This is a genomic window from Sporomusa rhizae, from assembly GCF_041428845.1.
Classification (GTDB): Bacteria; Bacillota; Negativicutes; order Sporomusales; family Sporomusaceae; genus Sporomusa; species Sporomusa rhizae.
In genome coordinates this window covers 2,965,600-2,978,449 of record NZ_CP156925.1, presented here as the reverse complement: position 1 = coordinate 2,978,449, position 12,850 = coordinate 2,965,600, and the positions used below count along the sequence as shown (strand labels likewise).

Here is a 12,850-nt window from a genome sequence, read left to right as displayed (position 1 = left end):
TATATGAGGAGAATATTTTACTTTATGCGTAAGTTGATAATTCTAATATCAATACTATTAACCATTATTAGTGCTGGATGCAGTTCGCGCGATGAATCTTTGACGCCGGAAAAGAAACAGGTCACCATTCAACAAGGCGGGCAATTGAAATATGGGAGCATACAAGAACCCAATACGTTGAATCCGCTGCTTTCCGACCTTTTGGCCACTGCCGAAGTTGGCAGATTGATGTTTAGTGGATTGATTACTACAAATGATAAAGGCGAATGGATTCCTGATTTGGCTATTGATGTGCCGACGACAGTCAATGGTGGAGTAAGTTCGAATGGTCTTAAAATAACGTATCGTTTGCGGCAAGGAATAACTTGGCACGATGGTATGCCTTTTACTGCTGATGATGTCAAATTTACCTGGCAGCTAATAATGAACCGGAAAGTAAACATTGTATCAAGGGAGGGCTATGATCGCATAAGTTCTATCGATACACCGGACAAATACACAGTTGTTGTCAATTTTAAAGAATTTTATGCGCCATATTTAACCTTATTTAACACGATATTACCAAAACATAAGCTTGAAAATGCCGGCGATATCAATAAGGCTGCTTTCAACCGGGCACCTATAGGTACCGGACCGTTTAAGTTTAAAGAATGGCAGGTCGCTGAGGCTGTTATTTTTGAGGCTAACCAGAACTATTATCGAGGCAAACCAAATCTCAACAGTATTGTTTATAAAATTGTACCTGATGCCAATATCCTGCTAACTCAATTAAAAGCAGGGGAGTTAGATATTGTCGGTAATATTGGTTTTCCTTATTTTGAACAAGTTAAAGCAATAGACGGAATACGAACGGTTATCGCCCCTACTATGATTTGGGAGCATATGGATTTTAATCTGGACAATGCTCTATTCCAGGACGTCAGGGTACGCAAAGCTATTACCAGTGCAATTGACCGTCAGGGTATAGTTGCTAATGTACTTAAAGGTGTTGCCAGTCCGGCTTATGGCGATCAGTCTCCTATATCTTGGGCATATAGCCCGCTGCAGCAACCGCCTGCGCGTGATGTTAACACCGCTAGGGAGTTACTTGCCCAAGCCGGCTGGCAACCAGGTCCTGATGGAATTATGACAAAAGATAATAAGAAACTGATTTTCTCCCTGACTACGCCAATCGGCAATAAACAACGGGAACAAACTGCTCAGAAAATTGCGGAACAACTAAAGGAAGTCGGTATCATTGTCGAGATAGTGCCAGTTGATGCCCAGGTGTTTTTTAGTGATGTTTTGAAGAACCGGCGTTTTGTAACAGCTATTTATGCTTGGGTAGCAGGCGTTGATCCGGATAACATTAATTTGTGGAATTCACGCAAAATCCCCAGCAGTACTAATGCCTACGATGGACAAAATTACCCTGGCTGGCGTAATCCCGAAGTGGACAAATTAACTGATCTTGGCGTTAGAACTGTTGATCTTGGCGCCAGAAAAAATATATACTTCCGTATCCAGGATTTAATTCGTGAGGACTGTCCGGTTGTGCCACTGTACTTCCGGGGAAGTATTGATGCAGTAAAGTCAACAGTGGCTAACTATCTGCCAACCCCAACACCGGCGGGAAGTTTTTGGAATGCCTGGCAATGGGGATTTGCGGCTGGTAAATAAAGAAGCTACCCTTCTACGGTGATTTCAACCTCACTGAAGGGTAGTTTCCTTATCTAAGGACTTAGTCGTTCGACAGTGGAGAGGGGGTCTAGAGTGGGTTAGCCATCGGGTAATTTTGCAGATTAATACTTGACGGTGTTTTCATGTTATGATAATATACATTGTGTTGCGTTAGAGTAACATAATGTATTATGCGGTCGTGGCGGAACGGCAGACGCGCTAGCCTCAGGAGCTAGTGGGGGCAACCTCGTGGTGGTTCAAATCCACTCGACCGCACCATCTTCGACGTTCGATATACGACATTAGACTTTCGACATAAGAATCGAGAGTCGAAGATCGAAAATCTAAATTCGACTATGCGGTTGTGGCGGAACTGGCAGACGCACCATCTTGAGGGGGTGGCGCTCACAAGGCGTGTGAGTTCAAATCTCACCAACCGCACCATGTTTAGCAATATTATTATTGACGTAATTAAGAATATATCGTATAATCTTTATGTTGAATGTACAATATGCGGTCGTGGCGGAACGGCAGACGCGCTAGCCTCAGGAGCTAGTGGGGGCAACCTCGTGGTGGTTCAAATCCACTCGACCGCACCATCTTCGACGTTCGATATACGACATTAGACTTTCGACATAAGAATCGAGAGTCGAAGATCTAAAATCTAAATACGACTATGCGGTTGTGGCGGAATCGGCAGACGCACCATCTTGAGGGGGTGGCGCTCACAAGGCGTGTGAGTTCAAGTCTCACCAACCGCACCAAATTTATTAATAAAAACCTTTGAACTTTATCAAAGGTTTTTTATTTTTGCGTTTAGCATTATGTCGCTATTCCAAGACTTTTGCCACTTTAAAATTATCATGCATTATCCTATTGACAACCTTTGACGTATTCTGTTATTATCTTACTAATAAGAATATGGCCTTTAAGCTGGTTCTGTGAAGCTAGCAAGGGGACGGATAAAGGATTATTACGCCTTCTTGTGCGCTTTTGCAGCAAGAAGGCTTTTATTATGCCTAATAATAACAAATACTATCCTTTAAGTTGGCCCAGAGAGGTCTGCAAGGATGTAGACAAGCTAAGTATGTTTATTTGGCGTGGTCATTTACACTCCTTGCCCTTTCGGGTAAGGAGTTTTTAATTTTAAAGGGGGAGTGTGTAATGAGCAAAATGCAAGTATCGTTACGAAAAAAAGATATCCTCGGGCTCGAAACTATGACTGCAGCCGAAATCAATTTAATTCTTGATACCGCGAAGGAAATGAAGAACATTATCGACAGAGACATTAAAAAAGCCCCGACATTACGCGGTAAATCAATAGTAAATCTGTTTTTTGAAAATAGCACCCGTACACGAACTTCCTTCGAATTGGCAGGAAAATATCTAGGCGCCGATGTTGTAAACATATCGACAAGTTCAAGTAGTGTTGCTAAAGGCGAAAGCCTGCGCGATACCCTTCTTACTGTCGAAGCAATGGGTGTAGACATCATTGTTATGCGCCACGAGGCCGAAGGTTCGGCGCATTTTGCTGCAAATGTCGTCAAACCGATAATTATTAATGCCGGTGATGGTGCGCACGAACATCCGACGCAAGGACTCTTGGACATGTTTACAATAAAACAATACAAAGGAAATCTAAGTGGGCTAAAAGTTGCTATTGTAGGCGATATTCTACATAGCAGGGTGGCCCGTTCCAATATCTGGGGTCTACAGAAAATGGGGGCTGAAGTTCATTTAGCAGGACCCCAAACGCTGTTGCCGCGCGATATTGAACAAATGGGTGTAAAAGTACACTATCGGGTTGAAGAGGCGCTGGATCAGGCTGATGTGGTAAATGTACTTCGCATACAACGCGAGCGGCAACAAAAAGGTCTGTTCCCCTCAGCACGCGAATATGCCCGGATCTTTGGTATTAATGCCAAAAGGTTAGCACTGGCTAAAAACGACGCACTTTTAATGCACCCGGGTCCGATGAATCGCGGCCTTGAAATTGCTCCTGATATAGCTTACGGCGAACAATCAGCCATACAAGAGCAGGTTAAAAACGGATTGGCAGTCAGGATGGCGCTGTTATTCTTGGTACTGATGGGAGGGACTCACATTGAAGCTGCTAATTAAAGGTGGTCGAATTATAAACCCGGCGGATCACACAGATGTGATAGGTGATATTTTAGTAGAAAACGGCAAAATCATTGAAATAGGGCAAAAAATTGCGACAGATGGAACGGAAGTGATAGATGCCTCAGGACTGGTAGTAGCTCCGGGACTTATTGATATGCATGTGCATTTACGCGAGCCGGGTCTGGAAGCCAAGGAAGACATAGCCTCAGGCACACGTGCGGCGGCGGCTGGTGGTTTTACTACTGTGGCGTGTATGCCGAATACCAAGCCGGCTGTTGATAATTCAATCTTAGTTTCCGGTATAATTCAACGCGGTCAAACAGAAGGTGTTGTCAATCTCAAGGTAATTGGTGCCCTTAGCAAAAGGTTGGAAGGCAAGGAACTTGCAGAAATCGGGGATATGATCCAAACAGGTGCGGTAGCGATCTCTGATGACGGCGGCCATTTAGACAATACCCGCCTACTCAAAACAGGTCTTGAATATACAGGAATGTTCGAATGTCCGGTTATAACTCATTCCGAAGATGAAGGTCTTGCTGGTGAAGGCTTCATGCACGAAGGTGCAGTATCCGCCATGTTGGGTGTTAAAGGCCGGCCGTCTGTTGCCGAAGATATTGCGGTAGCAAGAGATATAATGCTGGCAGAATATGCGAACGCTCCAATTCACATTGCGCATGTCAGCAGCAAAGGGGCCGTTGAAATTATTCGCCAAGCGAAAAAACGCGGTGTAAAAGTAACAGCAGAAGCAACTCCGCATCATCTGACGCTTACTGACGAGGAACTCAAAACGTTTAATACGGCATTTAAGGTAAATCCGCCGCTTAGGTCAAGTGATCATGTGGAAGCTCTTATTGCCGGATTAAAAGACGGAACTATCGATGCAATTGCCACCGATCATGCGCCTCACGCCTTCGAGGAAAAGGATGTTGAGTTTCGCTATGCTCCGAGCGGGTTTGCGGGTTTAGAAACAGCTTTGGGAGCAGTTCTTACAGGGCTCTATCATACTGGAAAGCTTACATTGATGGAAATCATCGAAAAGATGTCTTACATGCCGGCCAAAATCCTGGGATTAGAAAGCGGCACACTTAAAATAGGAGCTCAAGCAGATATAACTGTCTTTGATCCTGAATATATATGGGAAGTAAACTGCATAAAATTTTACACGCGCGGCAAACATTCTCCGTTTGAAAGCAGGAATTTCAAGGGTAAAGCGCTAATTACTATAGTGAACGGAAGTATAATTATGCAAAATGGCGAGGTGCTTAAATGATTGGCAAACTGATATTGGAAGACGGCAGCGTTTTCCAAGGGATGCTTGCTTCCGGTAATAATGCAGTTGGGGAAGTAGTATTCAACACCGGTATGACCGGCTATCAAGAAGTATTAACAGATCCGTCCTACTGCGGACAAATCGTAACAATGACTTACCCATTAATCGGTAATTACGGTGTGGCTGATATTTTTGAACAAGCCAGACAATCGTTCGTACGCGGTTTTGTAATTAGTGAACTGTGCGGCCAGCCTAGCAGCTGGCAAGCACAGGATTCCCTGGTTTCTTATCTCAAGGCGAGAAATATTCCTTGTGTATATGGGGTAGATACCCGGGCAATTACTAGAAGAATCAGATCCCACGGTACCATGAAGGGAGTTATTGTTAGAGGTGATGCACAAGACAGTGAGATTGCCGATCTTTTCGATAGACCTCCTTTCGTTAAAGTTGTAGAGGAAGTTACTACAAAGAAAGTCTACAGAATAGCAGGGGATGGCCCGCATATCGCTGTCATGGATTTTGGCATAAAACGTAATATCCTAAATTCTATGGCGAAAGCCGGCTGCCAGCTAACAGTTTTTCCTGCTCATACTTCGGCAGAAGATGTGCTGGCTATTAATCCTGATGGTATATTTTTGTCAAATGGACCGGGTGATCCTAAAGATGCACCGGTAGAAACAGTGCGTCAATTGGTTGGGAAAAAGCCGGTATTTGGTATATGCCTTGGCCACCAGTTGTTGGCGCTTGCCTTGGGTGGCAATACCTATAAACTGAAATTTGGCCATCGGGGGTCTAATCACCCGGTTAAGGATGTCGCTACCGGCCGGGTATATATTACTTCGCAAAATCACGGTTACGCAATCGAGGAGAAGTCGCTTGCGGCGCTTGACGTGACTGTAACCCATCGGGCTGTAAATGACGAAACTATCGAAGGAATGCGGCACAACAGGCTGCCGGTGTTCTCGGTGCAATATCACCCAGAAGCTGCTCCCGGGCCGGATGACAGCACCTATCTATTTGAAGACTTTATGAAACTCTTAGGAAAAGAAACCAACAAGGCGGGAGGGAACTAACGGTGCCTAAAAAGCAAAATCTGCGTAAAGTTATGGTAATAGGTTCAGGACCGATAGTAATTGGCCAAGCCGCTGAGTTTGATTATGCTGGTACTCAAGCATGTCAAGCGCTTAAAGAGGAAGGGTTTGAGGTAGTATTAGTTAATAGCAATCCGGCTACCATCATGACAGATACCCATATAGCTGACTGGGTATATATCGAACCCCTTACGCCCGAATATTTGGAGGAGATTATTGCAAAAGAGCGGCCAGACGGATTGCTTGCCACTCTGGGCGGTCAGGCTGGTCTAAACCTGGCAGTAAAGCTGGCTGAAAAGGGTGTATTGGAAAAATATCAGGTGGAATTGCTGGGTACACCGCTTGAGGCTATAAAAAAGGCTGAAGATAGGGAATTATTTAAGGCCACAATGGAAGAAATCGGTCAGCCCATTCCGGAAAGTGCAATTGTCGAGGATATTGACAGCGCTCTCAAATTTGCTCAAGAAATCGGTTATCCGCTTATCGTACGGCCTGCCTATACATTAGGCGGAACTGGCGGCGGTATAGCTCATAACGACGAGGAACTAGTCGACACTGTAAACAGAGGGTTAAAGCATAGCTTAATTGGGCAAGCACTTATCGAGCGCAGTGTGGCCGGTTGGAAGGAAATAGAGTATGAAGTGATTCGCGATGCCGCTAACAATTGTATAACGGTGTGCAATATGGAGAACTTCGACCCGGTAGGAATTCACACCGGTGACAGCATTGTTGTTGCGCCATCACAAACGCTCACTGATTATGAATATCAAATGCTAAGAAGTTCGTCCCTGAAAATTATCCGTTCTCTGGGGATCGAAGGCGGCTGTAATGTACAGTACGCACTCGACCCGAAAAGCAGTAAATACATTGTAATCGAAGTCAATCCCCGGGTAAGCCGCTCCAGTGCATTGGCTTCAAAAGCTACCGGCTATCCCATTGCTAAAGTAGCTACGAAGATTGCGATTGGCTATACCTTGGATGAAATAACTAATGCGGTAACAGGAAAAACCAAAGCTTGTTTTGAACCAGCGCTTGACTATGTAGTTGTTAAGTTTCCGCGCTGGCCTTTTGATAAATTCAACTTTGCCGATAGAATTCTCGGAACTCAAATGAAAGCAACAGGCGAAGTTATGTCGATTGACCGTAACTTTGAAGGCGCGCTGTTGAAAGCGGTACGCTCCCTGGAAATCGGACTTAACCGCCTTCATATTCCTGAATTTGAAAAGCTGAGCGATCAGGAAATTAAGGATAAGCTTACACTGGCTAATGATGAACGGGCATTTGTTATCGCCGAAGCGTTGCGGCGAGGAATAGCGGTGTCAGAGATTCATGCCATAACAGCCATTGATAAGTTTTTCTTAGATAAAATCGAAACCATTGTCGCAATGGAAAAGAGCATCAGCGGCCAGCTGTCGCCGGAAACTTTGCTGAGCGCAAAGAAGATGGGTTTTGCAGATAAAACCATTGCCGAACTTACCGGTAAAACAGTGTTTCAAATTAGAGACCTGCGTAAACAGTCCAATATTGTACCTTGCTATAAGATGGTTGATACCTGCGCCGCCGAATTTGAAGCTGTAACTCCTTATTACTACTCAACTTATGCCCAAGAAGACGAAGTAGTAACAACGCATAATCGCAAAGTTATGGTACTGGGTTCAGGCCCGATCCGTATCGGACAGGGGATAGAATTCGATTACTGCTCGGTGCATTCAGTTTGGGCGCTTAGAGAAATGGGTATCGAATCGGTTATAGTTAATAACAACCCGGAAACGGTTTCTACAGACTTTGATACCTCAGACCGACTGTATTTCGAACCGCTTACTCCCGAAGATGTCTTGAATATTATCGACAAGGAGCAGCCGGAGGGAGTGATTGTGCAGTTTGGCGGGCAGACTGCTATTAATCTTGCCGGACCGCTTGCGCGGGCTGGAGTTAAAATCTTTGGTACCAGTGTAGAAGATATCGACAAGGCAGAAGACCGGGAAAAGTTTGACGAACTGTTAGAACAGCTTACTATCCCACGGCCGCAAGGTGCTACTATAACTGATGCAGCACTGGCTCCGGCGGCAGCACAAAAAATAGGGTATCCTGTGGTTGTCCGCCCCTCCTACGTGCTTGGCGGGCGTGCCATGGAGATTGTATATAACGAAGCAGAGTTGAAAGATTACATGGTGCGGGCCGTAAAAGCTTCGCCGGAGCACCCGGTTTTGGTCGACCGGTATATGCAAGGTACTGAGGTTGAAGTTGACGCTATATCAGACGGCGAGGATTTCCTTATACCAGGTATTATGGAACATATCGAACGGGCAGGAGTACATTCTGGTGACAGCATCGCTGTATATCCTCCTCAGACATTGTCGCAAAAAGTTATCGATACCATTGTTGATTACACAGGGCGTCTGGCCAGAGGCCTAAAAGTTAAAGGTCTGATTAACATTCAGTATGTAATTGTCGATGAAGAGGTATATGTACTGGAGGTAAATCCCAGATCGAGCCGGACAATTCCCTTCTTAAGTAAGATTACAGATGTTCCGATGGTGGACGTAGCAACTAAGATAGCCATTGGAGATACCTTGCGCGGGTTAGGCTATACTTCGGGTCTTATGCCTGCCAAAGAATATATCGCGGTGAAAGTGCCCGTATTCTCCTTCGCTAAAATGCAACAGGTGGATATTTCGTTAGGACCTGAGATGAAGTCTACAGGCGAAGTTTTGGGGATTGATTATCATTACTCCAGAGCGTTATATAAAGGTATTATTGGTGCGGGTATGAATGTACCCCGCGAAGGCACGGTGCTCTTTACTGTGGCTGATAAAGATAAGCCGGAAGCCGGCAAGCTAGCTGCCGAATTTGCTAAAATGGGCTATGACTTAATAGCCACAAGCGGCACAGCGGCCTATCTGCGCTCACTGGGATTAAAAGTAAGTATGGTCCCTAAGCTGCATGAGCAGCAGCCGGAAATTATTGAGATGATTAAAGCCGGAAAAATTAATATGGTTGTAAATACCTTGACAAAAGGACGGGATTATGAAAGTGATGGCTTTAAGATAAGAAGAGCATCTGTAGAACACTCACTGCTATGCTTGACGTCAATGGATACTGCCAGTGCGGTACTTGATGTGCTCAGCATTATGCGGCAAAGCAAGTTTCTCTATGTACTGTCGTTGCAGGATTATGTGGGTGGAGGCGAAAGAAGCAGTGGCTAAAACCTGTGTAAAATCGCGTATAATTAACCAAAGTGCAATTACTTACGACGTATTTGTGATGGTGGTAGCGGCTCCGGAAATAGCCGCTATTGCCCGCCCTGGTCAATTTGTTCACATTCGTCTGACTGATGCGCTCGAACCGCTGCTCCGGCGTCCGTTTAGTATTGCTGATTGTGATAGTTCAGAAGGGACACTTACCTTAATTTATCGTGTTGTTGGCCGTGGGACTGCATTGATGTCCGGACTGAAGTCCGGACATACACTTGATTGTATGGGGCCGCTTGGTAATGGTTTTACGCTTAGCGGGCAGCGTCCTCTTTTGGTAGGGGGCGGAATGGGTTTAGCGCCGCTGTTAATGCTTGCTAAAACCTTTTGCTCCTGTTCTTCAACATTATTAATGGGAGGACGTAATGCACAGGAGTTATTTTGGCCAAACATTTATAGGGATGTTTGTAACAACATATATATTACTTCTGATGACGGCAGTCTTGGTCACCGGGGGTTTACTGTAGACTTGCTGCCGGGACTTTTGCAAGAGAAAAAGTTTGACGTTGTTTATGCTTGTGGGCCTCATGTAATGCTAAAGAGTGTTGCTGAGGTTGCGCAAAAATACCATATTCCTTGTCAGGTTTCTTTGGAAGAATATATGGCTTGCGGCGTGGGGGCATGCTTGTCGTGCACTTGTGCCGGCACCAGCGGCAAAAGAAACAAGGTATGTACTGATGGTCCGGTATTCTGGACTGAGGAGGTGGTATGGTGAGTCACGCAGATGACATGTTAGCTGTTACTATTGCCGGTATAAAAATGAAGACGCCGGTTATGACGGCGTCAGGAACTTTCGGATTTGGTCTTGAATACAGTGATTTTGTTGATTTGAATAAAGTGGGGGCCATAGTAGTTAAAGGTACAACACTCGCTCCAAAGGTTGGTAACAGCGGCCGCCGCATGGCGGAAACACCTGCCGGTATGCTGAATTCTATTGGTTTAGAGAATCCAGGGGTAGAAGAACTGATTTCTAAAACACTACCCCTATTAGCGCAATATCAAGTGCCTGTAATTGTCAATATCTCCGGTAACACTGTTGAGGAATACGGTGAATTGGCTGCAAGACTTGACAAGACTGGGGCTCAAGGTTTAGAAGTGAATATCTCTTGTCCGAACGTAAAGCAGGGTGGAATTGCTTTTGGTACTTGTCCGGATAGTGCTGCGCAAGTGGTAAGAGAAGTAAAAAACATGACAAAATTACCGGTCATCGTGAAATTATCACCAAATGTTACGGATGTTGTTCTGATGGCTAAGGCAGTGGAAAGTGCGGGAGCTGATGCCATTTCGTTGATTAACACTTTGCTCGGCATGGCAATCGATATAAAAAGCTGGAAACCGGTACTCGGAAACATTGTTGGCGGCTTTTCTGGTCCTGCTGTCAAACCCGTCGCTGTGCGAATGGTTTGGCAGGTTGCCAAGGCTGTTAAGGTACCGGTTATTGGTATGGGTGGGATCATGACAGCAAATGATGCTGTTGAGTTTATGTTGGCAGGCGCTAGTGCTGTAGCAGTTGGTACAGCAAATTTTGTTAATCCTTACGTATCTGTTGAAATAGCAGAAGGAATAAAGGACTATCTTGCGGAACATGGTTTAAAGCAGGTAAGAGAGCTTGTCGGTAAAGTAAACTGCAGTTAGTAAAGGGTTCTAAAAGGAGATGGCTTAATGGAACAAAACAATAAACGTTTAATAGTTGCTCTTGATGTTGACACTATGGATGAGGTTCGACAGCTTGTGGAAACTTTGGGCGATGCCGTTAGTCATTATAAAGTAGGTATGCAGCTGTTTTATAGTGTAGGCATGGAATGTCTAACTTATCTGCGCGAGCGAAGAAAAGATGTTTTTCTTGATCTGAAAATGCATGATATTCCGAATACGGTGGCGCAGGGAGCTGCGTCACTTACCCGGCTGGGTGTAGCCATGATTAATGTCCAAGCCTCCGGTGGATTAGCCATGATGCGGGCGGCGGCTGAAAAAGTAACTGAAACGGCATCGGCTTTAAATATTCCACGTCCAAAACTTATCGCAGTAACAGTGCTTACCAGCATGGATAATACTGAATGGACTTTGCTAAGAAATGTAGCTAGTATTCCCGACCAAGTTGTTCATTTGGCCAAATTAGCTAAAGAAGCCGGGCTTGATGGAGTGGTGGCGTCGCCCCAGGAAGCAGAACTTATCAGGAAAGCCTGTGGTGACGATTTTGCCATCGTTACTCCTGGAGTACGTCCGCTTGGCGCGGCGCTAAATGATCAAAGCCGGGTAGCGACTCCGGCAGACGCTTTAAAAGCAGGTGCGCATTATCTTGTAGTAGGCCGACCGATTACAAAGGCGCAGGATCCTCGTGCCGCAGCGCTGGCAATTTTAGATGAAATGAGGAAAGCATAATGAACGAAATGGAAGTAAAGCAATTATTTATTGAGACCGGGGCAATTTTAGAAGGTCATTTTCTTTTAACCTCAGGTCTTCATAGTCCAATGTATGTGGAAAAGTTTCAGGTACTTCAGTATCCTAAGCACACTGAGAAGTTATGTGTTGCTCTCGCTGAGCGATTTAAGAACGACAACATTGAGCTTGTCGTTGGGCCGGTAACAGGTGGTATCATTTTAGCGCATGAGGTAGGTAAACATTTAGGCACTCGTGCCATCTTTACTGAACGGGAAAACGGTAAAATGACTTTAAGACGCGGATTTATAATAGAACCGGGTCAAAGAGTATTGATTGTAGAAGATATTGTTACAACTGGCGGATCTGTCAAAGAAGTTGTTGATGTAGTTCGCGAACACGGCGGCATTCCGGTAGCGGTTGGTATGTTAGTTGATCGCAGCGGTGGTAAAGCTGATTTTGGAATACCGGCACAAGCTCTATTACATCTCACTGTTCCGACTCATAATCCTGAGGAGTGCCCCTTGTGTCAAAAGGGAGAACCTATAACCAAACGTGGCAGCCGCAAGCTGTAAGGTTATTTATTTTCGAAGCTTCTCCGCAAATACCAACTGGCAACTTTGCAGTAAAGTTGCCAGTTTTCGTGATGTTACTTGGTAATTTTTTATCAGGCATGGTTTCAGAGGCTGTACAATTTTTGTACAGCCTTTTTAGTCTTACATCGTTCAATTCGTTATAGGGTATTACTTACTGCCGGTCGAAGTTTTATTTACCTAAAAGTTATAGTAAACAGGTAAAACAAAGATTATGATTAAGCTATCAATAAATATTTTTGAAAAAACATCTTTAAAAGCTATTGATATTATGTTAAAAGCATGGTATTATTAGATTCCGTCAGGGACGTAAAGAGAAACGGCCCCGTGGTGTAGCGGTCTAACATGCCGCCCTGTCACGGCGGAGATCGACGGTTCAAATCCGTTCGGGGTCGCCAGTTTGCGGAAGTAGCTCAGCGGTAGAGCATCGCCTTGCCAAGGCGAGGGTCGCGAGTTCGAATCTCGTTTTCCGCTCCAGTTTAT

Annotated in this window: 9 protein-coding genes and 6 tRNA genes; all 15 read left to right on the top strand. The window is 45.0% G+C overall.

The genetic code is table 11. The annotated features are described in order from the left end of the window. The first annotated feature begins 24 nt into the window (after positions 1 to 24). The 15 genes from SRRS_RS14085 (at position 25) to SRRS_RS14015 (ending at position 12,844) form a co-directional block, all read left to right on the top strand. Positions 25 to 1,659, top strand: a complete 1,635-nt coding sequence (locus tag SRRS_RS14085; RefSeq protein ID WP_371361400.1) for a peptide ABC transporter substrate-binding protein — start codon at positions 25 to 27, stop codon at positions 1,657 to 1,659. A 193-nt stretch (positions 1,660 to 1,852) separates the two neighbouring features. Beyond that, positions 1,853 to 1,938 (top strand) — tRNA-Leu (locus SRRS_RS14080). A 79-nt stretch (positions 1,939 to 2,017) separates the two neighbouring features. After that, a tRNA-Leu gene (locus SRRS_RS14075) sits at positions 2,018 to 2,103 on the top strand. A gap of 69 nt (positions 2,104 to 2,172) precedes the next feature. Beyond that, positions 2,173 to 2,258: transfer RNA gene (locus tag SRRS_RS14070), tRNA-Leu, on the top strand. A gap of 79 nt (positions 2,259 to 2,337) precedes the next feature. Then, positions 2,338 to 2,423 (top strand) — tRNA-Leu (locus tag SRRS_RS14065). Between the two features lie 400 nt (positions 2,424 to 2,823). Further along, complete coding sequence (locus SRRS_RS14060) at positions 2,824 to 3,780, top strand: aspartate carbamoyltransferase catalytic subunit (protein ID WP_371361398.1); 957 nt, start codon at positions 2,824 to 2,826, stop codon at positions 3,778 to 3,780. Further along, positions 3,764 to 5,053, top strand: coding sequence for a dihydroorotase (locus SRRS_RS14055; RefSeq protein WP_371361396.1), 1,290 nt, complete (start codon positions 3,764 to 3,766; stop codon positions 5,051 to 5,053). Before SRRS_RS14060 ends, SRRS_RS14055 begins: the two co-directional genes overlap by 17 nt. Further along, positions 5,050 to 6,126 carry a glutamine-hydrolyzing carbamoyl-phosphate synthase small subunit gene (gene carA, locus SRRS_RS14050; protein ID WP_371361395.1) on the top strand — a complete coding sequence of 359 codons (1,077 nt, stop codon included), beginning with the start codon at positions 5,050 to 5,052 and terminating at the stop codon, positions 6,124 to 6,126. The genes SRRS_RS14055 and carA overlap by 4 nt, the downstream gene beginning before the upstream one ends. A 2-nt stretch (positions 6,127 to 6,128) precedes the next feature. Continuing rightward, positions 6,129 to 9,350, top strand: a complete 3,222-nt coding sequence (carB, locus tag SRRS_RS14045; RefSeq protein WP_371361394.1) for a carbamoyl-phosphate synthase large subunit — start codon at positions 6,129 to 6,131, stop codon at positions 9,348 to 9,350. Continuing rightward, entirely contained in the window at positions 9,343 to 10,110 is a 768-nt protein-coding gene (locus tag SRRS_RS14040) for a dihydroorotate dehydrogenase electron transfer subunit (protein WP_371361393.1), read from the top strand. The genes carB and SRRS_RS14040 overlap by 8 nt, the downstream gene beginning before the upstream one ends. Then, entirely contained in the window at positions 10,104 to 11,030 is a 927-nt protein-coding gene (locus SRRS_RS14035) for a dihydroorotate dehydrogenase (RefSeq protein WP_371361391.1), read from the top strand. Before SRRS_RS14040 ends, SRRS_RS14035 begins: the two co-directional genes overlap by 7 nt. 27 nt (positions 11,031 to 11,057) lie before the next feature. Further along, positions 11,058 to 11,777 carry an orotidine-5'-phosphate decarboxylase gene (pyrF, locus tag SRRS_RS14030; protein ID WP_371361390.1) on the top strand — a complete coding sequence of 240 codons (720 nt, stop codon included), beginning with the start codon at positions 11,058 to 11,060 and terminating at the stop codon, positions 11,775 to 11,777. Beyond that, a complete protein-coding gene (pyrE, locus tag SRRS_RS14025) occupies positions 11,777 to 12,349 on the top strand; it encodes an orotate phosphoribosyltransferase (RefSeq protein ID WP_371361389.1) in 573 nt (190 codons plus the stop codon). The genes pyrF and pyrE overlap by 1 nt, the downstream gene beginning before the upstream one ends. Positions 12,350 to 12,688: 339 nt before the next feature. Continuing rightward, positions 12,689 to 12,765 (top strand) — tRNA-Asp (locus SRRS_RS14020). A 4-nt stretch (positions 12,766 to 12,769) separates the two neighbouring features. Beyond that, a tRNA-Gly gene (locus SRRS_RS14015) sits at positions 12,770 to 12,844 on the top strand. The last annotated feature ends 6 nt before the right edge of the window (positions 12,845 to 12,850 follow it).

Coding starts and splice junctions, on each gene's coding strand:
- SRRS_RS14035 (WP_371361391.1), top strand. CDS start 10,104: ATGGTGAGTCACGCAGATGACATGTTAGCTGTTACTATTGCCGGTATA.
- pyrE (WP_371361389.1), top strand. CDS start 11,777: ATGAACGAAATGGAAGTAAAGCAATTATTTATTGAGACCGGGGCAATT.
- SRRS_RS14060 (WP_371361398.1), top strand. CDS start 2,824: ATGAGCAAAATGCAAGTATCGTTACGAAAAAAAGATATCCTCGGGCTC.
- pyrF (WP_371361390.1), top strand. CDS start 11,058: ATGGAACAAAACAATAAACGTTTAATAGTTGCTCTTGATGTTGACACT.
- SRRS_RS14085 (WP_371361400.1), top strand. CDS start 25: ATGCGTAAGTTGATAATTCTAATATCAATACTATTAACCATTATTAGT.
- carA (WP_371361395.1), top strand. CDS start 5,050: ATGATTGGCAAACTGATATTGGAAGACGGCAGCGTTTTCCAAGGGATG.